The organism is Methylobacterium sp. J-030, assembly GCF_022829545.1.
Classification (GTDB): domain Bacteria; phylum Pseudomonadota; class Alphaproteobacteria; order Rhizobiales; family Beijerinckiaceae; genus Methylobacterium.
The window spans coordinates 62,751-83,241 of record NZ_JAKSYM010000402.1; the positions used below are offsets into that span (position 1 = coordinate 62,751).

The following is a 20,491-nucleotide window of genomic DNA, read 5'->3' on the forward strand; positions in this document are numbered from 1 at the left end:
AGCTCTTCAGTCCGGAGTATCTTCTGGATCGGCGGAGAAAGACCGCGTCAGCAGTTCCTCCCATGTGTAGGGACATTCTTTCGGGAATAACCCCAACGGTAGACCCGTCTCGGCAGCCGCTTCTTCTCGCGCATCGCGATAAGCGCGCGACAAAGCTTGAGCAAGGCGGACCTTGAGACCTGGATTGTCTTCAAGCACGTCTGCCGCTCGATTTCGATGGGTCCGAATCGAGACCGTCCAGCTGCGGCTTCGGCGCTCCGGCTGATAATCGAACTTCAGCATGTGCAGCAATACGATGCGCCAAAAGCTCACCAGACTGTCGAACTGGCTCTTGCCCAAGCTCTCGATCTCCTCGGCGAGATTCTCGCGGTCGAGCCGCGAGAGGTCGCCAGCGCGCAGCCGGGCGCTCTGCTCCTGGGTCCAGGTGTAGAAATCGTCCGCGTAGGCCGTCTCGGCCGAGGCGGGCCGGGCCTTCACCGCCGTCATCAAGGCCTCCCGAGTCTGCGCGGCCACCGGGAAGGATCTATCACGAAGCCGGGCCGCGCGCCGCAGCGATCGCCGCCAGCGCAGCCTCCGGATCGATCCGGCCGTCGTAGAGCGCCCGCCCCGTGATGGCGCCGGCGATCAGCGCGCAATCCGGCTGGAGGAGGCGATGCACGTCGTCGATCGAAGCGAGGCCGCCCGAGGCGATCACCGGGATCCGTACGGCCTGCGCCAGCGCCAGGGTCATCTCCACGTTGAGGCCCTTCAGGATCCCGTCCCGGGCGATGTCGGTGTAGATGATTGCCGCGACGCCCGCGTCCTCGAAGCGGCGGCCGAGTTCTTCCGCCGTCATGCTGGAGGTCTGCGCCCAGCCCTCGACGGCGACCCGCCCGTCCTTGGCGTCGATGCCGACCGCGATCTTCCCCGGATGCTGGCGGGCGGCCTCGCGGACGAAGCCGGGATCGCGCACCGAGGCGGTGCCGATGATCACCCGGGCCACGCCCTTGCTGAGCCAGCCCTCCAGGGTCTTCATCTCGCGGATGCCGCCGCCGAGCTGTACCGGGATGGTCACGCGCTGCAAGATGGCGTCCACCGCCGCGGCATTGCGCGGGGCCCCCGCGAAGGCGCCGTCGAGATCGACCACGTGCAGCCAGGGGAAGCCCTGCCTCTCGAAGATCGCGGCCTGGGCGGCCGGATCGTCGCCGAACACCTTGGCCTGGGCCATGTCGCCCTGGATCAGGCGGACGCAGCGTCCCTCCTTGAGGTCGATCGCCGGGTAGAGGATCACGGGTGTGTCTGTCCTTCTCGTCGGGTTGCCGTCAGGGCCGCCAGCTCAGGAAATTCGCGATGAGCGCGAGGCCCAGCCGCTGGCTCTTCTCCGGGTGGAACTGCGTGCCGGCGACGTTGCCGCGGGCGACGAGGGCGGTGATCGGTCCGCCATAATCCGCGCGGGCGACCACGTCGTCGGGACTTTCGGCCGACAGCGCGTAGCTGTGCACGAAATACGCGTGCAGGCCGTCCTCCCCGGTGGGAATGCCGGCGAGCAGCGCGTGATCGCGGGCCGGCCGCAGGGTGTTCCAGCCCATATGGGGGACCTTGAGCGCCGGATCCGACGGCTTGATCGGGCCGACATCGCCCGGGATCCAGCCGAGGCCGGGCGTCACGGTGTATTCGAGCCCGCGGGTCGCCAGGAGCTGCATCCCGACGCAGATGCCGAGGAACGGCCGCCCGTCCCGGTGGGCGACCTGCGTCATCGCCTCGACCATGCCGGGCACGGCGACGAGCCCCCGGCGGCAATCCGCATAGGCGCCGACGCCGGGCAGGACGACGCGGTCGGCCTTGGCGACCACCTCCGGATCGGCGGTCAGGCAGATCCGCGCGTCGCGCCCGCTCTCCCGGGCGGCCCGCTCGAAGGCCTTGGCGGCGGAGTGGAGGTTGCCCGACCCGTAATCGATGATCGCGACCGTCTCGGTGCTCATGGGGGTGTCGTCCGGTCCATCACCGGGCGCCCTCATGGGCCGGGAACAGGCCGATCACCGGCTCGCCGCGGCGGCTGGGGCCGCTCGGGAACGGCGCACGCGGCGTTCCCGGGTTTGCGTCCAGCCAGCGGCTGAGCGCGCGGGCCTCGGCCTCCTCGGGACTGCCCGCGATCACGGCATCGCGCGCCGGCCAGCCCCGCCGGGCGAGGGTCCAGCGACGCAGGCTCGACGCCTCCAACCCGATCAGCCATCCGGCCAGCAGCGTGGCGATCACTCCGCCGCCGGTCGGCAGCCCGAGAAAGATCCCTGCGCCGGCCAGCGCGATCAGGCCGACCAGCACGATCAGCGCTGCGACCCAGAGGCGGTGATAGAGGAACCACAGCACCGAGAACGCGAAGGCCGACCACGAGAATCTATCCGGCACCAGCACGGCCCGATCGAGGCCGATCCCCTCACCGGGGCGGGCATCGGGGGACAGGTGGAGGGTGTAGCTGCGCATCCGCATCGCGGAACTCCAACAACGGCGCTCTCAGGCCACCCAGGAGTGGTCGGCGAGCGCGACGACACGATGCTCTACAGGGTGCCCTTCGTGGAGGGAACGCGCCCCTCCTCCCGGGGATCGATCGCCACCGCCTTCCGCAAGGCCCGAGCCAGCCCCTTGAAGCAGCTCTCCGCGATGTGGTGGGCGTTGTCGCCGTACAGGGTCTCGACGTGCAGGGTCAGGCCGGCATTCATCGCGAAGGCCTGGAACCACTCGCGCACCAGCTCGGTGTCGAACTGCCCGATCTTCTCCACGCGGAACGTCGTGCGGAACACGAGGAACGGGCGGCCCGAGATGTCGATGCAGACCCGCGTCAGCGCCTCGTCCATGGGCAGGTGGATGTCGGCGTAGCGCGTCACGCCGCGCTTGTCGCCGAGCGCCGTGGCGAAGGCCTGGCCGAGGGCGATGCCGCAATCCTCGGCGGAATGGTGCTGATCGATGTGCAGGTCGCCGTCGACCTTCACGTCGAGGTCGAACAGCGCGTGCCGCGCCAGCAGATCGAGCATGTGGTCGAGGAAGCCGATCCCGGTCGCGATGGTCGATCGGCCGGTCCCGTCGAGGGCGACGGTCACCGCGATGTCGGTCTCCGCGGTCTTCCGGGCGATGGTGGCGCTGCGCATGTGTCCGGGCTTTGCGTCGAGGGCGGCCGCTGCCGCCTGCGCCTTCTAGAGGGACTCTTTCGGAAAAGAAAAGGGTGGCTGCCTATCCGTTCAGCACCCGCCCGGCCACGGCGTCGAGCTTGGCGAGCAGCGCGGGGTCGCGGACGGCCGGCGCCGTCATGATCGCCCCGTCGAGCGCCCGGTGCGAACCGGCCGGACAGGGCTCGCGCTCGGCCGGGAAGTCATGGGCGAGCCGCGCCACCAGCCGGGCCGCCTTGTCGGCATTGGCCCGCGCCACCGCCACCACCGCGGCCACGTCCACGGCGTCGTGGCCGGGGTGCCAGCAATCGTAGTCTGTCACCATCGCGATGGTCGCGTAGGTGATCTCGGCCTCCCGGGCGAGCTTGACCTCGGGCATGTTGGTCATGCCGATCACGTCGAAGCCTTGCGCCTTGTAGGCCCGGGACTCGGCGAGGGAGGAGAATTGCGGCCCGTCCATGCAGACGTAGGTGCCGCCGCGATGGACCGCGATCTCCTCCGCCTTGGCGGCCGCCGCGATCCGCGCCTGGAGCCCCGGCCCGACCGGGTGCGCCAGCGAGACGTGGGCGACGCAGCCGTCGCCGAAGAACGAGGAGGCGCGCCCATGGGTGCGGTCGACGAACTGGTCGACCAGCACGAACAGGCCCGGCGGCAGCTCCTCGCGGAACGAGCCGCAGGCCGAGAGCGAGACGAGATCGGTGACCCCGGCACGCTTCATCGCGTCGATATTGGCGCGGTAGTTGATGCCGGCGGGCGAGTAGCGGTGGCCGCGCCCGTGGCGAGCCAGGAACACGATCTGGGTGTCGCCGATCCGGCCGATACGCAGGGCGTCCGAGGGTTCACCCCAGGGGGAGGCAACGTGCTCCTCGCGGACATCCGCGAGCCCCGGCAGGTCGTAGACGCCGGAGCCACCCATCACACCCAGGACCGCTGCCGTCATACCGGATTCCCTGTCGTGGCTCGGCGCTGGGGCCTGCCTGTCCCATCCGCTACCTCAACCCGAGGTGCCGGAGCGAAGAGGGAGGCCGCGAAGGCGGCCTCCAGTGAACGCGTTGTCTCTGGGCTCCTCCTTCGAGGCTGCTGCGCGGCACCTCAGGATGAGGTGGTGGGCGGGACAGGCGTCGTCGGAAGGCCGGTTCTCGCGGGGTCCGAGCGGTAGCACGGAGCCTCGGCCCAAAAAAGATGGGCCTCCGCGAGGGAGGCCCATCGAGGTCGTCGATCCGAGGCGTGGCCTCAATAGGCCTTGTGCAACTCCGGTTGGAGGCCGTGGACCTCACCGCCGACATCGGCCCAGACCTTCTTCTTCACGTAGTAGAGCAGCCCCGACAGGATGATCAGGAACAGGATCACCCGGAAGCCGAGGGCCTTGCGGTCCATCAGGTGCGGCTCGGCCGACCACATCAGGAAGGCCGCGACATCCTTGCCGTACTGGTCGGTGGTCTCGGGCACCACCGGCTGACCCTTGTCGTCCTTCGGATAGGTCACCTGCCCGTCGGAGATCGGCGGCGGCATCGCGATGATGTGGCCGGGATAGTACTTGTTGTAATGGCCGCCATCCGGCACCGCGAAATCCTTGGGCGGATCCTCGTAGCCGTTGATCAGCGCGTGGATGTAGTCGGGGCCCTGCTCGGAATAGCCGATCAGGGGCAGCCAGTCGGTGAGGAAGTAGAGCGAGCCGCGGGAGAACGTCCGCGCCTTGGCGATCACCGAGAAGTCCGGGGGCGCCTTGCCGCCGTTGGCCGCGGCGGCGGCCTGATCGTTCGGGAAGGGCGGCGGGAAGGTGTCGGCCGGGCGGCCGGGGCGGTCGAACATGTCGCCCGCATCGTTCGGCCCGTCTTTGACCTGATAGGTCGCGGCGAGCGCCTTGACCTGACCGGCGGAGAAGTCGGGACCGCCCTCCTGCGCGAGGTTGCGGAAGGAGACCAGCTTCATCGAATGGCAGGCCGAGCAGACTTCCTTGTAGACCTGGAAGCCCCGCTGCAACTGCGCGGTGTCGAAGCGGCCGAACGTGCCGGCGAAGCTCCAGTTCATGCGGGCCGGGATCGGCCCGCCATGGCCTTCCTGGGCGGCGGCCGGCACGGCGCCGAGCAGGAGTGCCGCGAGGGCGGCGGTCGAGAGGACGCGGGTCATCATCATGGTCCTGTCGTCAGCCCGTCAGCCCTTGGTGGTCGGTGCGGCGGCGGCGCCCGCCGGCATGCCGGATCCGCTCACCTGCTTGCCCGGCCCGGTCACGCTCTCGAGGATCGAGCCCGGCAACTTCTTGGGTGTCTCGAACAGGCCGCAGAGCGGCATGACGATCAGGAAGTGGGCGAAGTAGTAGGCGGTGCAGACCTGGGAGGCGATGACGTAGCCGCCCTCCGGGGGCTGCGAGCCGAGCCAGCCGAGCAGCAGCGTCACGCCGATGAACACCCAGAAGAACTGGCGGTAGATCGGCCGGTAGTTGCACGAGCGGATCCGCGACGTGTCGAGCCAGGGCGCGAAGGCCAGGATGATCACAGCCGAGAACATCAGGATGACGCCGCCGAGCTTGCTCGGGATGGCCCGCAGGATCGCGTAGAACGGCAAGAAGTACCATTCGGGCACGATGTGCGCGGGTGTCACGGCCGGGTTCGCCGGGATGTAGTTGTCGGCGTGGCCGAGGAAGTTCGGCTGGAAGAACAGGAACCACGCGAACAGGATCATGAACACGCAGGTCGCGAACACGTCCTTTATGGTCGCGTAGGGCGTGAACGGAACCGCGTCCTTGCCCGACTTGATCGGGATGCCGGCCGGGTTGTTCTGACCGGTCACGTGCAGCGCCCAGACGTGCAGGACGACCACGCCGGCGATCATCCACGGCAGCAGGTAGTGCAGCGAGAAGAAGCGGTTCACCGTCGGGTTGCCGACCGAGTAGCCGCCCCAGAGCAGGGTCTGGATCGTGTCGCCGACCACGGGGATCGCCGCCAGGATGTTGGTGATGACGGTGGCTCCCCAGAAGCTCATCTGGCCCCAGGGCAGCGTGTAGCCCAGGAAGGCGGTGGCCATCATCAGCAGGTAGATCACGACGCCGAGGATGTAGAGCACCTCGCGCGGGGCCTTGTACGACCCGTAATAGAGCGCGCGGAACATGTGGACGTAGACCGCCACGAAGAACATCGACGCGCCGTTGGCGTGCGCGTAGCGCAGCAGCCAGCCGTAATTCACGTCGCGCATGATCTTCTCGACGGAGTTGAAGGCGCCCGTCGCCGAAGGCTCGTAGTGCATCGCCAGCCAGACGCCGGTGATGATCTGGATGCCCAGGAAGGCCGCGAGGATCGCGCCGAAGGTCCAGAAGTAGTTGAGGTTCCGCGGGACCGGGTAGGCGATGAAGGACGAGTGCACCAGCCCGGCAATGGGCAGGCGCGCCTCGAACCATTTCGCCACGCGGCTCTTGGGGACGTAGGTGCTGGCCGTTCCGCTCATGCTTCCGTCCTCCTCAGGCCGCTTCCTTGCCGCCTTCGCCGATCCGGATCTTGGCATCCGTCTGGAAGGCGTAGGGCGGGATCGGCAGGTTGATCGGCGCCGGTCCGTGGCGCACGCGGCCCACCGCGTCGAATTGCGAGCCGTGGCACGGGCAGGCCCAGCCCTCGAAATTGCCCTGGTGACCGATCGGCACGCAGCCGAGATGCGTGCAGTTGCCGTAGACGATCAGCCACTGGTCGTGGCCGTTCTTCACGCGGGTCGTGAACGCCGCCGGGTCGATCATCGCCGAGAGCGGGACCGCCTTCATGTCGCCCACCTCCTTGGCGGTGAGCTTGCGCACGAAGATCAGCTTGCCGCGCCAGAAGACGTTGACGATCTGACCGTCCTGGATCGGCGACAGGTCGACCTCGATCGGCGCCCCGGCCGCGATCGTGTCGGCATCGGGCGCCATGGAGGAGATCAGCGGCCAGGCCGCCGCCCCGGCGCCGACGGCGAGCGCGGCTCCGGTGGCCAGAAACAGGAAATCGCGTCGGCTGCCCTCATGCCCATGGGTGTCATGTCCCTGGGCCGCGGGAGCGGCGGCAGATGTGTTCGCCAAGGTCTCGAACCTCCAGAGAGCGGGTCCTCACCGTGTCGGACGAGGGAGATGCCCGCCAGGCGTGCGGGTTTGTCGGCTCGGCCGAACCACAGCACTTTAATTCTAAACTGTGCAATGCGACCGCCCGTCGCCCGGAGTCAAGCCAACGGCCAAACCGCCCGCGCATCTCGCACGGGAAGCGGGGCTGTATGTTACTGCCGTGCGGCGGATTGGGCACGCTCGCGCACGGCCGCGGCCCGGTCGATGCGGGGTTGCCCGGCTCCGTCGTCGTGCCGCTCCCGCCTCATGGGGCGCGGGTGAGTCGGCGCCAGCGCAGGACCAGCAGGCTCGCCACCGCGAACAGGCCCGCGCAGAAGCCGATCCAGATGCCGTAGCCCGCGAAGCCGGCACCCCAGGCCAGAGCAGCGCCCAGCGGCACGCCGAGGCCCCAGTAGCCGCCGATCGCGATCCACATCGGAACCTGCGTGTCCTGCAGGCCGCGCAGCATCCCGAGCGCCACCGACTGGACGCCGTCGGCCACCGCGAAGAGCGCCGCAAAGCCGATGAAGGCGACCGCGATCGGCAGGATCGCGGCGTTGGCCGGATCGCCGAGGTTCAGGAACAGGCCGGTCAGCCGCTCCGGCACGGCGAGCTGTGTGAGCGCGCAGACGCTCATGAACGCCAGGGCGAGCCCGAGGGCGACCGCACCGGACCGGCGCACGCCGGACCCGTCCCGGCGCCCGAAAGCGAGCCCGACCCGCACGGTCGCGGCCTGGGCGACGCCGTTGGGCACCATGAAGCAGACGGCCGCGATCTGGATCGCCACCGCGTGGGCGGCGAGCTGGCTCGCCCCGAACAGGCCCATGCCGAGGGCGGCCGCCTCGAACAATCCCGCTTCGGCGAGGCCGGTCGCGGCCATCGGCAGTCCGAGGCGGAACACGGCGGCCAGCTCGGCCTGGTCGAACCGCCAGAACCCCTGGAGCAGGCGGTAGCCCCGGAGCCGCGGATCGCGCAACACCACGGTGACGAGAAGGGCGAAGCTGAACGCGGCCGAGCCAAGCGTGGCGGCGGCGACCCCCGCCATGCCGAGGTCGAGGCCCGCGGGAAAGGCGAGCCAGAGCCCGAGGGTGACGTTCACGGGCAGTGCGGAGAGGCTTGCTGTCAGCGCCCAGCCCGGCCGTTCCACGGCGGCGAGCGCCCCCCGCAGGGCCATGAACAGCAGGGCCGGCCACATCGCCCATTGCAGGACGCGCATGTAGGCGCCCGCGGCCTCGGCGAGCGCCGGCGGCTCGCCGATCGCGGCGAGGAGGGAGCCTGTGTGCCAGAGGAGCACCATCACGGGCGCGGCCACCAGGCTGGCGGCCCAGAAGCCCGCCCGCAGGGTCCGGCGCGCGGCGTCGGTCGCCCCGGGATCGCGCCCGAGCGCCGCGGCGATCAGCGGTGACACCGTCCCGGTCAGGCCAAGGCCGCCGATGAACAGGATGAAGTAGAGTCCGTGCGCCAGGGTCGCCGCAGCCAGGGCTTCGGCGCCGAGGCGGCCGAGCATGACGACATCGGCCATGATCAGGCCGTGCTGGGCGAGGTTGATGAGCACGAGCGGCCCGGCCAGCGCGAGCGTCGCGCGCAGCTCGCGGAGCCAGGGGCGGTGCAACGGGGCCCCGTCCCGCGCGGGAAGGCCCGCGAGGTCGAGTGCCGGCATGAAAAGCTCTTGGTGTGTCAGGGATCTGGGCGGAACGGCCGCGTTCGCGCGCCGGCCACCGTCTTCCGGGATCGTATCCTACCCGCGCAATGCGTCGGAAACCTGTCGCGTGCGCCGGTCCGCCGGATGTTCGGCCGCGGGCGGCTCCACCGTCGTCCGATCGGCCAGGAAACCGCCCGACTGGCGCGACCACAGGCCGGCATAGACGCCGCCGCGTCCGACGAGCTCCGCGTGCGTCCCCTCCTCGACGATCCGCCCGCGCTCGATCACCACGAGCCGGTCGAGCGCTGCGATGGTGGAGAGCCGATGGGCGATGGCCAGCACGGTCTTGCCGGCCATCAGCGTGTCTAGGGAGTCCTGGATCGCCGCCTCGACCTGGCTGTCCAGGGCCGAGGTCGCCTCGTCGAGGATCAGGATCGGCGCGTCCTTCAGGATCACCCGCGCGATGGCGATCCGCTGGCGCTGGCCGCCCGAGAGCTTTACGCCGCGCTCGCCGACCTGGGCGTCGAATCCGCGCCGGCCCTTGTGGTCGACGAGATCGGCGATGAACTCGTCCGCATGGGCGAGCCGGGCGGCCTGCGCGATCTCCGCCTCGGAGGCGCCCGGGCGGCCGTAGGCGATGTTGTCGCGGATCGAGCGATGCAGCAGCGACGTGTCCTGGCTGACCATCGCGATGGCTTCGCGCAGCGATTGCTGCGTCACCTCAGCGATGTCCTGGCCGTCGACGCGGATGCGCCCGCTCTCGACGTCGTAGAGGCGCAACAGCAGGCTCGCAAGGGTCGATTTGCCCGCGCCGCTGACGCCGACGAGTCCGACCTTCTCACCGGGGCGGATCACCAGCGAGAAGTCCTCGATCACCGTGGCGTCGCCGCGGCCGTAATGGAAGCCGACCGTCTCGAACCGGATCTCGCCGCCGGTGACGACGAGCTCACGCGCGTCCGGCGCGTCCAAAAGCGCGTGCGGCCGCGCCATGGTCTGCATGCTCTCCTGGACCACGCCGACATTCTCGAACACGCCGCGCACGGTCTGCATGACCCAGCCCGACATGGCGATGAGCCGCAGCACCAGAGCGAGCCCCGCTGAGGCCTCGCCGGTGGTCATGCCGCCGTCGCGCCAGAGGACGAGGCAGGCCGCGCCCGTGGCGATCAGCAGGGCGCTGTTGAGCAGGCCGAGCAGGCTGGTCGTCAGCGTCACCAGCCGGAACTGGTGCAAGTAGGCTTCGGTATGGACCTCGACGGCGTCGCGGACGGCGGCCCGCTCCTCCCGATCCCGGGCGAACAGCTTCACGGTCAGGATGTTGGTGTAGCTGTCGACGATGCGGCCGATCAGCGTCGAGCGCGTATCGGCGGTCTTGTGCGAGCGGACCCGCGCCCTGGGCACGAACCACGTGGTGAGCCACGTATAGGCGCCGATCCAGAGCAGCACCGGCAAGACCAGCCACGGCGAGATCGAGCTGAACAGCCCGACCGCGGTCACCGCGTAGATCGCGACGTAGAGCAGCGTATCGATGAACACGACGGCGAGTTCACGCACCGCCGGTCCCACCTGCACGACGCGGTTGGCCAGGCGCCCGGAGAAATCGCCCTGGAAGTACGAGAGCGCGTGTCCGAGGGTGTAGAGATGCGCCCGCCAGCGGATCTGGCTGGTCGATTGCGGCACGATGAGCTGGTTGGACAGCACCTCATGCGCCCAGATGGAGGCCGGTCGGATGACCGCGATCAGGATCACCGAAAGCTCGAGGCCGGTCGCGTGATCCGACAGCACCGTGGCGCGATCGGCCGAACCGAGCAGATCGATGAACCACCGCATCACGAGGTAGAGCGAAGCCTCGATCGTGCCGGCGACGACCGCGATCACGAACAGGGCCGCCAGGGCAGCACGGATCGGGCGGAGATAGAACCACGCGAAGCCGAGCACCGAGCGCGGCGGCATCAGCGGCTCGTCGAAGGGCGCGAACGGGTCGACGCGGCGCTCGAGCCAATCGAGAAACATGAAGCCTTGGGCGTGACGCTACGGGGACCCTTCATGTAAGCGCACCGCGCGCTGCGCCAACCGCGCGCGGAGGTCGCGCCACTCGGCTCAGCGGTTCAGCGCGAGGGCGGCGCCCGACTTGGTCAGCGCGCCTTCCAGACCGCCACCGCCCTGACGCAGGCGCGCCGCCACGCTGCCGCCCGGCTGGTAGAGGTAGACCTCGCCGTCCCGGAAATCCCAGGCCGAGACCTTGGCCAGATCCTTGTTCGGGCAGGCGGCGGCGGACGCCTTGTAGAGATCCAGCGCCGGGGCGCTCGAGAGCGTGACCTTGCAGTTCGCGCCGGTCGCGTCCCGGGCATCCCAGCTTCCGACCACGGCGGCGCGCCCGGTGGCGATGACCGGCGGCGGCGGGGGCGGGGGGGCGACCGGCTCGGGGATCACCGTCGGCGCGGCGGGCGACAGCGCCGCCTGCGGGCCGGGGGGCGGAGGCGGTGCGTCGGGGCTCGCTGCGACGCCCGGCGGGGGGGCGAGCGGAGCCGCCGTCACCGTCCCGGATGGGACGGCCTGGACCGCGTCGAGGCCGGGCTGGGGCGCCCGGGTACGCGGCCCGTCGAGCCTGCTCGACGCGCAGGCCCCGAGGCTGGCGGCGAGGCAGAGAACGGCGAACGTCGACAGGCTCGGGCGCAGCATCGGTCCACTTGGGTCAGGTATGAGGAGGCGCGCTTTCACGCTTCCCTCCTGACTCGGCGGCAAATGCGCTGACCGCAAGGCGCCCCTCGCGACGGTCGCGGAGTCCGCCGCGCAAACGGCGTCTTTTCGAGCTGGTGTGTCTGTCAGGCCTCAAGTCCGGAGCCGGCCCCGATCGCGACCGGCTTCAGCTTTCTCGCGTGACACGCTTTCCGGGGCCGAACTGGTATCCATTTCGGCCCGTCGCGCTGTGCGTCGTCAGAGCGCGCGCTCGACCATCATCTTCTTGATCTCGGCGATCGCCTTCGCGGGATTGAGGCTCTTCGGGCAGGTATTGGCGCAGTTCATGATCGTGTGGCAGCGATAGAGCCGGAACGGGTCGTGCAGGTTGTCGAGCCGGTCGCCGGTATTTTCGTCGCGCGAGTCGATCAGCCAGCGATAGGCCTGAAGCAGAGCCGCCGGGCCCAGGAACTTGTCGCCGTTCCACCAGTAGCTCGGGCAGGACGTGCTGCAGCACGCGCATAGGATGCATTCGTAGAGCCCGTCGAGCCGCGAACGGTCCTCGGGGGTCTGCCGCCACTCCTTCTCGGGGGCCGGAGTCTCGGTCTGCAGCCACGGCTCGATCGCCGCGTGCTGGGCGTAGAAGTTGGTGAGATCCGGCACGAGGTCCTTCAGGACCGGCATATGCGGCAGCGGATAGATCCGGATTGCCCCGTCCTTGTCCTTCCGGGTCATCACCGGCAGGGCGTTGTCGGGTTTCTTGCACTCATCGATACCCATCGTGCAGGCGAGCGCGTTCTGCCCCTCGATGTTCATGGCGCACGATCCGCAGATGCCCTCGCGGCAGGAGCGGCGGAAGACAAGGGTCGAATCGACCTTGTTCTTGATCCACAGCAGGGCGTCGAGGACCATCGGGCCGCAATCCTCGCGATCGACCTGATAGGTGTCGATCCGCGGGTTGGCCCCGTCATCCGGGTTCCAGCGATAGACCTTAAAGGTCTGCAGGCTCTTGGCGCCCGGAGGGGCCGGCCAGGCCTTGCCCTGCGTGATCTGGGAGTTCTTCGGGAGGTTGAACTGAGCCATGTGTCTCGACGGCTTCCGCTAGAGCAGAGCGCGACGGCCTCGGATCTGAGGCCGTGCCGCCGCGCAGGATGCAAAATTTCGGATCAGTACACCCGCGCCTTCGGCTCGATGTACTGAATCTCGTTCGACATCGTGTAGGTGTGCACCGGCCGATAATCGATGTTCACCTGATGCCGCCCCTCGTCGAGCCAGGACAGGGTGTGCTTCATCCAATCCTTGTCGTCGCGGTCCGGAAAATCCTCGCGGGCGTGGGCGCCGCGGGATTCGGTGCGGTTGGCGGCCGATTCCATCGTCACGACCGCCTGACCGATCAGGTTGTCGAACTCCAGGGTCTCGAGCAGGTCCGTGTTCCAGATCAGCGACCGGTCGGTGATCTTCACGTCGGCGGCGGCGTTCCAGACCTTGTGGATCAGGCCCTTGCCCTCCTGCAGCACCTCGCCGGTGCGGAACACCGCGCAGTTGTTCTGCATCGTCTTCTGCATCTCGGCGCGCAGCTCAGCGGTCGGCGTCGAGCCGTTGGCGTGGCGGAAGCGGTCGAGGCGTTCCAGCGCCTTGTCGGTAGCGCCCTTCGGCAACTCCATCGCGCGGCCGTTCGGCTCGACGATCTCGGCGCAGCGCTTGCCGGCGGCGCGGCCGAACACGACGAGGTCGATCAACGAGTTCGAGCCGAGGCGGTTGGCGCCGTGCACGGAGACGCAGGCCGCCTCGCCGATCGCCATCAGGCCGGGCACCACCGTGTCGGGGTTGCCATCGCGGAGCGTCAGCACCTCGCCGTGATAGTTCGTGGGGATGCCGCCCATGTTGTAGTGCACGGTCGGAAGGACCGGGATCGGCTCCTTGGTGACATCGACACCCGCGAAGATCTTCGCCGATTCCGAGATGCCGGGCAGGCGCTCGTGCAGGATCTTCGGGTCGAGATGGTCGAGGTGCAGGTAGATGTGATCCTTGTTCTTGCCGACGCCCCGGCCGTCTCGGATCTCCATGGTCATGGAGCGCGAGACCACGTCGCGCGAGGCGAGGTCCTTGGCCGACGGCGCGTAGCGCTCCATGAAGCGCTCGCCCTCGGAATTCGTCAGGTAGCCGCCCTCGCCGCGGGAGCCCTCGGTGATCAGGCAGCCCGCGCCGTAGATACCGGTCGGGTGGAATTGCACGAACTCCATGTCCTGCAGCGGCAGGCCGGCGCGCAGCACCATGGCGTTGCCGTCGCCCGTGCAGGTATGGGCGGAAGTCGCCGAGAAGTAGGCACGCCCGTAGCCGCCGGTCGCCAGGATGGTCGTCTGGGCGCGGAAGCGGTGGATCTCGCCGGTCGCCTGATCGAGGGCGATGACGCCGCGGCAGCGGCCATCCTCGTCCATGATCAGGTCGAGTGCGAAGTACTCGATGAAGAAATCGGTCTGGTTCTTCACCGCCTGCCCGTAGAGGGTGTGCAGCATGGCGTGTCCGGTGCGGTCGGCCGCCGCGCAGGTGCGCTGGGCGGTGCCCTTGCCGTAATCGGTGGTCATGCCGCCGAACGGGCGCTGGTAGATCTTACCCTCCTCCGTCCGCGAGAAGGGCACGCCCCAATGCTCCAGCTCGTAGACCGCCGCGGGGGCGTTGCGCACGAGGTACTCGATGGCGTCCTGGTCGCCGAGCCAGTCCGACCCCTTCACGGTGTCGTACATGTGCCAGCGCCAGTCGTCCGGGCCCATATTCCCCAGCGAGGCGGAGATGCCGCCCTGCGCCGCCACCGTGTGCGAGCGCGTCGGGAACACCTTCGTGATGCAGGCGGTGCGCAGACCGGCTTCCGAGCAGCCGACGGTCGCCCGCAGGCCCGCGCCGCCCGCGCCGACGATCACCACGTCGAAGGCGTGATCGTGGATGGTATAGGCAGGCCCGCTGCCGTTTGTGCCGTTGGCGGCCATGTTCGGCTCCTCGAATCTGGTGATGGCGGGGTTCAGGCCGGCTGTCCGAAGCCGATCCGCAGGACCGCGTAGAGGCAGGCGACGGCCACGAGGACCGCGTAGACGTTGTTGGCGAACACAGCGGCGATCTTCGTCGCCTGCGCGTGGACGTAATCCTCGATGACCACCTGCATGCCGAGACGCATGTGGAGGGTCACCGACAGGAGTGCCAGAATGAGGATGATCGAGACGAAAGGATTCGCGACAATATGCACCGCTTCCGCATAGTTGCGGCCGGCCATGTTGGCGATGATGACCACGAAGGCCAGCATCAGCACCGTGTTGGTGACTGCGGTGATCCGCTGGAGCCACCAGTGACCGACGCCGTGGTGGGCGACGCCGAGGCCGCGGACGCGAGCCCGCGGGGTGCGGATCGAGACGCGGGTGTCCTGGCGGATCTGTTCCTGTGCCATCGCGGCCTCCTCAGCGGACCAGAAGGGCGACCGCCCAGATGACGAGAGTGAGCGCGACCGACCCGATCAGGGTCAGGCGGGACATGGCCAGACGCTTCTCCCGATCGAACCCCACGCCGAAATCCCACGCGAAGTGGCGCAGGCCGCCCAGCATGTGGTGCATCAGGATCCACGTGTAGGCGAACAGGATCAGGCGCCCGATCACCGAGCCGAAGAACCCCGCGACGTAAGAATACGCCACCGGTCCGGATGCCAGGGCCAGCAGCCAGATCGCGACGAGGGCAGTCCCGCCGTAGAGCGCCGTGCCGGTGATGCGGTGGAACACCGACATCGCCATGGTCCAGGTCCAGCGATAGATCTGGAGATGCGGCGAAAGCGGCTGTGCCACTGTCGGGCGTGCGGTGGGTGCCATCGGGATGAAGCCTCGCAGCTGCGAAATGGACCGTCTCTAATCTGGTAGCGCTAGTGCCTGTGCGGGCAAGCCGCAATCCGTCATGGTGCGACGCAATGTGCCCGCCCGGGCAACACAAATCGATTTCTGTCACTTCAGCACGCCGAGCAGCCGCCACCACGCGAAGTCGAGGGGGCCGGCCACGACGAGCCCGATCAGGCCGAAGCGCATGGTCAGTCGCGTCGCATCCCGGAGGCGCACGCCGCCGAGCTCGACGGCGAACACGATGGGCGGTGCTTGGTACGGGAAGAAGACCGTCGCGTAACCGATGACCTGCAGCGAGACGACCGCCATCGGTGACAGCCCGCTGGCCTGAGTCATCTCGCCCGCCAACGCGGTGTACAGGGCAGGCGCGCCATTGGCGGTGACGAGCAGCGTCAGCAGCGCGCTGATGCCGACGAGCACGGCGAAGTTCTGCGCCGGCGCGTCCCGTGTCAGCGGCGATACGGTCAGCAGCAGGTGGCCGAGGCGCTCGCCGAGCCCCGTCTCGTTGACGAGCGCCACTAGGCCGAGCAGGGCCGCGATGTAGAAGCAGGTCCGCAGGTTGACCTGCTGAAAGGCCTCGGGCGGCAGCACGCCGATGCGCGGCAGCAGACACACCACCGCCGCCGCCAGACCGACCCAGGCCGGTGCAAGCCCGTGCAGGCTGTCGGTCATCCAGAGTGCGAGCGTGCAGGCGAGGATCGTCGCGAGGCGCCGCTCGGCCTCCGAGATCGGCGGCAGCCGCTTCGGGGCCGGCGCGCCCGCGGCCAGGCGATCCGGGAAGAGCCGCACGATCAGGGCTGTCAGGATCGCGCCCTTGACCACTGCCAAGACCGGAGCGTGCAGGAGGAGGTACGACAGGTAGGAGAAATGCAGGCCGAGCAGACGCTCCGCGGAGCCGGCCATCACGAGATTCGGCACGTTCGCGGGCAGGATCGCCGCCGACAGGATCGGGGTCGCAACGCCCACCGCCAGGACCGCGCCGGTTCGCCCGGGGCGGCCCGGGCTGAGCCCGAAGGTATCGCAGAGCGCCAGCGTCACCGGGATCATCAGGGCTATCCGGCCGAGATTCGACGGCATCACGAAGGCGATGAGGAAACTCAGGGCCACGAGGCCGGCGATGAACTGCGGGTAGGAGCCAGAGAGGCGCAGGGCGAGCGTCCGGGCCATGCGGTCGCCGAGCCCCGTGCGGGTCATGCCCTGTCCAACCACCATCCCGGACAGGACGAGCCAGAAGGCCGAAGCCGAGAAGCCGGAGAAGACCGTGCCGGCGCTGCCGAGTCCGAAGAGCATCGCCAAGCCGAAGAAGGCGAGCGCGGTCACAACCTCGGGGAGCAGTGCGGTCGCCCATAGGCTCATGCACAGGACGAGCAAGCCAGCCGTGGCCGGAACTGTCGCAACGCCACTCACACGATCCTCCGCGGCGGCCCAATCGCCGCGTCATCCTCGCCGGTTTGGAACGGTTCGCAATTCGGCACTTCTTGACGGAGCCTTCGCGACAGACGAAGGCCGGGAGGTGCTTCCGGGAATGGCGCGCCATCGATCGACGGCTGATCCAAGCAAAAAGCCCGGCCGCTGGGCAGCCGGGCTTCCGGGTTGAAGGCGGATCTTCGGACGGCTGGGCTCAGTAGCCGTAGCCGTAATAGCCGCACGAGGCCGGATCGTAGGCACCGTAGCCGTAATCGTAGCTGCAAGAGTCGTAACCGTAACCGCCGAGCCCGTAGCCGACGCCAAGGCCGAGCCCGAGACCCGCGAGGCCGTAGCCGACGCCGCGTGCATAGCCGTGCCCATAGCGGCGGCCGGCGAAACCCCGTCCGGCCAAGCCTCGGGTTCCGACGACACCCGGGTTCCCGATGGCACCGCGCGTCCCCAGTGCGCCGACACGGCCGGGCGTGCCAAATCCGCCGGGCCGCAGGCCGCCGACGCCGGCACCCGTTACCCCGGTGCCGCCGAAACCGGCGCCGCGGACGCCGCCGCCTATCCCGCCCGCACGGGCACCGGCGAATCCGCCGCCGTGGAAGCCGCCCCCGAATCCGCCGCCGTGGAACCCCCCGCCGCCGAAGCCGCGCGCGTCGGCGCCAACCGGATAAAAAGCCACCGCTGCAAGCAGGGCGGTCGAAGTCAATGCCAGACGCTTCATCGGACAATCCAACGTGTCATGTAATCGCTGATTGTCCAACAACGCTGCACTCGCATGTATCCAAGCTAAGGCATCGACCCATGCGTGTCTTTCAGTCGCTGGGATTGATTCCAAGCGTGACTGTTCCGAAGCTTGGCCAGTTCGGGCCGTGCTGGTGGATCACCGGAACGGTGGCTCGTCGAAGCTCCGCAGCTTGCGCGAATGCAGGCCATGCCGGTCGGCGCGCAGGACGTCGAGCGCCGCCAGACCGACCTGCAGATGCTCCGAGACCGCCCGATCGTAGAACGCGTTGGCCGCGCCCGGCAGCTTGATCTCGCCGTGCAGCGGCTTGTCCGACACGCAAAGCAGCGCGCCGTAGGGGACGCGCAGGCGATATCCCTGCGCGGCGATGGTGCCGCTCTCCATGTCCACGGCCACCGCCCGCGACTGGTTGATCCGGCGCCGCTCCTGGCTGAACCGCAACTCCCAATTGCGGTCGTCATAGGTGACGACCGTGCCGGTGCGCAGCCGACGTTTGAGGGCCTCGGCCTGCTCGCCCGTGACGGCGGCGGCTGCGTTCTGGAGCGCGACCTGCACCTCGGCGAGCGCCGGGACCGGGACGTCCGGCGGCACGAGCTCGTCGAGGATCCGGTCGCGGCGGAAGTAGGCGTGCGCCAGGACGTAATCGCCGATCGTCTGCGACTGCCGCAGGCCGCCGCAATGGCCGACCATCAGCCAGCAATCCGGCCGCAGCACCGCGAGGTGATCGGTGATCGTCTTCGCGTTCGAGGGGCCGACGCCGATATTGACCAGGGTCGTGCCCTGATGCGTGCCGTCGGCGCCCCGCGCGACGAGGTGGTAGGCCGGCATCTGGTGCCGGTGCCAGGGCGAGGCCGCGATCACCGCCGCCGGGTCGGCCTGCGCGGCCTCGGCGCGGGATACGGACACGCCCCCCGGCAGAACCAGACGTTCGAAGCCCTCCGCCCCCGAGGCCAGCCGCTCCAGGCCGTGCCGGACGAACTGATCGACGTAGCGGTGATAGTTGGTCAGCAGGATCCAGGGCTGGACCTCGCGCCAGTCGCATCCGGTGTAGTGGACGAGCCGCCGCAGCGAGTAATCGACCCGCACCGCGTCGAACAGCGCCAGCGGCAGCGGCTCGCCCGCCGCGGGCTCGAAGGTGCCGTCCGCGATCTCGTCGCCGACGAGCGACAGGAGCGGCACCGGGAAGTAGGTGGCGAGGTCCGCGCCGTCCACGGCGCGCCCGCGTGTGTCGAGACCCGCCTCCAGCACGTAGGGATACGGGATCTCCTGCGCGCTCAAGCCCACTTCGAGGGTGATTCCGTAATCGGCGATCAGCGGCTCCAATTGGCGGGTCAGGTAGTGGCGGAAGAAGGCGGGGTGCGTGACCGTGGTCGCGTAGGTGCCGGCCGCCTGGAGCTTCGCGGTGGCGCGCCGCACCCGGGGCAGCGGTCCGTCCGGGCGGTAGCTGATCCGCAGTTCGGGATAGCGGAAGGCGAGGCGCTCGGTGGCGTCCGGAGGCGGGCCGCCGGCGAGGTAGCGCTCGAGGGCCTCCCGCAGCGCGCCGACCGCGCCGTCGTAGAGCTCGACCAGGCGGTCGATCGCAGTTCCGGCATCCGCCATCGCCTGCATCGGCCGCAATTCCCGCTCGATCATGTCGCCTCCGGTCCAGGGGCCGGCTCTACACCGCCGGAGACGGGCGCGCGAGATCCGGGCTTGCCGGCGGCGGGGGCTTGGCCGAGAAGCCCCCGAGGCAGAGCGCAGTCGCAAGCGAGGTCGGATGAGCGCGGAGGAGTTCGGGGTCCGTCCTGGCGAAGAGCGGGCGAGCCTGCCCGCGACGTTCGATGCGGGTCTGCATTTCATCGGCCGGCTGCGCACGCCCTGGCAGACGCGCGCCGATTGCCCGAAGAACGGGTTGCAGACCGACGCAATCTGCACCGTGGAGGTCGACGCGCCCTATGTCCCGGGCCTGCGCACCATCACGGGCTGCACGCACCTGATCCTGCTCTACTGGATGGATCGGGCGACCCGAGGCCTCGTGGTCCAGCAGCCGCGACACGCGGACGGGCCGCGCGGCACCTTCTCGCTGCGCTCGCCGGCCCGGCCCAATCCGATCGCGCTCTCGGTGGTCGAGCTGATCGGCCGCCACGATGGCCTGCTGCGCGTCCGCGGCCTCGACTGCATCGACGGCACGCCGCTCCTCGACATCAAGCCCTACTATGCCTCCACGGATTCTCGACCGGATGCGCAGGTCGACCGTGCCGGCGCCGCGCCGTGAGGCGTCTGGCCGTCCTGATCGTCGGCGGAATCGGGCTGCTCGCCATCGGCGGGCTTGCGGGCTGGCGGCTGCACAAACCGGCCGCCGATGCACGCGCCTACGCGGTCATGCGGATCATCGCCGTTCAGGTCAGCCTCGACGAGGCGCCCGCGGACTACGTGTTCTACGGCGGTGACTCGCAGGTCGAGCTGCACCCCGGCGGACAGGAGGTCTGCGGGTTGCCGCTGGTCAATGGCGGCGTCAGCGGCTCGACGGCGGCGGCCTACGCGGATCACCTGGCCCAGCTGAGCTTCAAGGCCCATCCCCGGGTCGCCGCGCTGACGATCGGGACGAACGACATCCTGATGAAGAACAAACCGCGCTCCGCCGAGCCGGCCGCGCGGTTCGAGGCTGCCGCGGAGATCATCGTGCGGCGCCTGCAGGGCCTCGCGCCACGGGTGGTGGTCACCGCCCTCCCCCCGGTCGGCCACGAACTCGGGTCGCTCGTCGATGCCGCGGCGGTCGCGGATTACTCGCAGCGGTTGCGTAATCTATGCGGGCGGATGGGCTGCGCCTTCGCGGATCCGTTCGCGGATCTGCGCGACGGCGACACTGGTTTTGCCAAGCCCGGCGCTCTGCGCGACGGGCTGCACCTCGCCGCCTACCGACCCGCCCTGAAGGCGCTGGCGCCGGTCCTGTGCGGACCGTGACGC

21 protein-coding genes are annotated in these 20,491 nt (G+C 69.2%); 2 read left to right on the forward strand and 19 right to left on the reverse strand.

Annotation, left to right across the window (positions count from 1 at the left end; genetic code table 11):
* Positions 1-6: 6 nt before the first annotated feature.
* The 19 genes from MKK75_RS32720 to MKK75_RS32810 form a co-directional block, all read right to left on the reverse strand.
* On the reverse strand, positions 7-486 hold the full coding sequence (locus MKK75_RS32720) for a DUF29 domain-containing protein (protein ID WP_244046638.1): 480 nt from the start codon (positions 484-486) through the stop codon (positions 7-9).
* A gap of 40 nt (positions 487-526) precedes the next feature.
* Positions 527-1,270, reverse strand: a complete 744-nt coding sequence (gene hisA / locus MKK75_RS32725; protein ID WP_244046639.1) for a 1-(5-phosphoribosyl)-5-[(5-phosphoribosylamino)methylideneamino]imidazole-4-carboxamide isomerase — start codon at positions 1,268-1,270, stop codon at positions 527-529.
* Between the two features lie 31 nt (positions 1,271-1,301).
* Complete coding sequence (hisH, locus tag MKK75_RS32730) at positions 1,302-1,961, reverse strand: imidazole glycerol phosphate synthase subunit HisH (RefSeq protein WP_244046640.1); 660 nt, start codon at positions 1,959-1,961, stop codon at positions 1,302-1,304.
* Positions 1,962-1,980: 19 nt separating this feature from the next.
* The gene (locus MKK75_RS32735) at positions 1,981-2,466 is read right to left on the reverse strand and encodes a DUF2628 domain-containing protein (protein WP_244046641.1); all 486 of its coding nucleotides are present in this window, start codon (positions 2,464-2,466) and stop codon (positions 1,981-1,983) included.
* Positions 2,467-2,534: 68 nt separating this feature from the next.
* A complete protein-coding gene (gene hisB / locus MKK75_RS32740) occupies positions 2,535-3,122 on the reverse strand; it encodes an imidazoleglycerol-phosphate dehydratase HisB (protein ID WP_244046642.1) in 588 nt (195 codons plus the stop codon).
* Between the two features lie 82 nt (positions 3,123-3,204).
* Entirely contained in the window at positions 3,205-4,080 is an 876-nt protein-coding gene (locus MKK75_RS32745) for an S-methyl-5'-thioadenosine phosphorylase (RefSeq protein ID WP_244046643.1), read from the reverse strand.
* Positions 4,081-4,373: 293 nt separating this feature from the next.
* A complete protein-coding gene (locus MKK75_RS32750) occupies positions 4,374-5,276 on the reverse strand; it encodes a cytochrome c1 (protein WP_244046644.1) in 903 nt (300 codons plus the stop codon).
* Between the two features lie 18 nt (positions 5,277-5,294).
* Complete coding sequence (locus MKK75_RS32755; RefSeq protein WP_244046645.1) at positions 5,295-6,581, reverse strand: cytochrome b; 1,287 nt, start codon at positions 6,579-6,581, stop codon at positions 5,295-5,297.
* 13 nt (positions 6,582-6,594) lie between these two features.
* Positions 6,595-7,179: a ubiquinol-cytochrome c reductase iron-sulfur subunit gene (gene petA, locus MKK75_RS32760; protein WP_244046646.1), complete on the reverse strand. Its 585-nt coding sequence runs from the start codon at positions 7,177-7,179 to the stop codon at positions 6,595-6,597.
* Between the two features lie 283 nt (positions 7,180-7,462).
* On the reverse strand, positions 7,463-8,857 hold the full coding sequence (locus MKK75_RS32765; RefSeq protein WP_244046647.1) for an MATE family efflux transporter: 1,395 nt from the start codon (positions 8,855-8,857) through the stop codon (positions 7,463-7,465).
* A 78-nt stretch (positions 8,858-8,935) separates the two neighbouring features.
* Positions 8,936-10,849, reverse strand: a complete 1,914-nt coding sequence (locus MKK75_RS32770; RefSeq protein ID WP_244046648.1) for an ABC transporter ATP-binding protein — start codon at positions 10,847-10,849, stop codon at positions 8,936-8,938.
* An 87-nt stretch (positions 10,850-10,936) separates the two neighbouring features.
* Complete coding sequence (locus MKK75_RS32775) at positions 10,937-11,518, reverse strand: AprI/Inh family metalloprotease inhibitor (protein WP_244046860.1); 582 nt, start codon at positions 11,516-11,518, stop codon at positions 10,937-10,939.
* A gap of 255 nt (positions 11,519-11,773) precedes the next feature.
* A complete protein-coding gene (locus MKK75_RS32780) occupies positions 11,774-12,598 on the reverse strand; it encodes a succinate dehydrogenase iron-sulfur subunit (protein WP_244046649.1) in 825 nt (274 codons plus the stop codon).
* Between the two features lie 83 nt (positions 12,599-12,681).
* A complete protein-coding gene (gene sdhA / locus MKK75_RS32785; protein WP_244046650.1) occupies positions 12,682-14,499 on the reverse strand; it encodes a succinate dehydrogenase flavoprotein subunit in 1,818 nt (605 codons plus the stop codon).
* A gap of 32 nt (positions 14,500-14,531) precedes the next feature.
* Positions 14,532-14,951, reverse strand: a complete 420-nt coding sequence (gene sdhD / locus MKK75_RS32790) for a succinate dehydrogenase, hydrophobic membrane anchor protein (RefSeq protein ID WP_244046651.1) — start codon at positions 14,949-14,951, stop codon at positions 14,532-14,534.
* Between the two features lie 10 nt (positions 14,952-14,961).
* Entirely contained in the window at positions 14,962-15,363 is a 402-nt protein-coding gene (gene sdhC / locus MKK75_RS32795; RefSeq protein WP_244046652.1) for a succinate dehydrogenase, cytochrome b556 subunit, read from the reverse strand.
* Between the two features lie 129 nt (positions 15,364-15,492).
* Positions 15,493-16,794: an SLC13 family permease gene (locus tag MKK75_RS32800; RefSeq protein WP_244046653.1), complete on the reverse strand. Its 1,302-nt coding sequence runs from the start codon at positions 16,792-16,794 to the stop codon at positions 15,493-15,495.
* A 214-nt stretch (positions 16,795-17,008) separates the two neighbouring features.
* Entirely contained in the window at positions 17,009-17,524 is a 516-nt protein-coding gene (locus MKK75_RS32805) for a hypothetical protein (protein ID WP_244046654.1), read from the reverse strand.
* A 159-nt stretch (positions 17,525-17,683) separates the two neighbouring features.
* Complete coding sequence (locus MKK75_RS32810; RefSeq protein ID WP_244046655.1) at positions 17,684-19,177, reverse strand: AMP nucleosidase; 1,494 nt, start codon at positions 19,175-19,177, stop codon at positions 17,684-17,686.
* A gap of 124 nt (positions 19,178-19,301) precedes the next feature.
* On the opposite strand from MKK75_RS32810, the gene tsaA reads away from it, so the two are divergent.
* Together tsaA and MKK75_RS32820 are read left to right on the forward strand one after the other, a co-directional pair.
* Positions 19,302-19,799, forward strand: a complete 498-nt coding sequence (gene tsaA / locus MKK75_RS32815) for a tRNA (N6-threonylcarbamoyladenosine(37)-N6)-methyltransferase TrmO (protein WP_244046656.1) — start codon at positions 19,302-19,304, stop codon at positions 19,797-19,799.
* Positions 19,796-20,488: an SGNH/GDSL hydrolase family protein gene (locus tag MKK75_RS32820; RefSeq protein ID WP_244046657.1), complete on the forward strand. Its 693-nt coding sequence runs from the start codon at positions 19,796-19,798 to the stop codon at positions 20,486-20,488. Before tsaA ends, MKK75_RS32820 begins: the two co-directional genes overlap by 4 nt.
* Positions 20,489-20,491 lie beyond the last annotated feature (3 nt).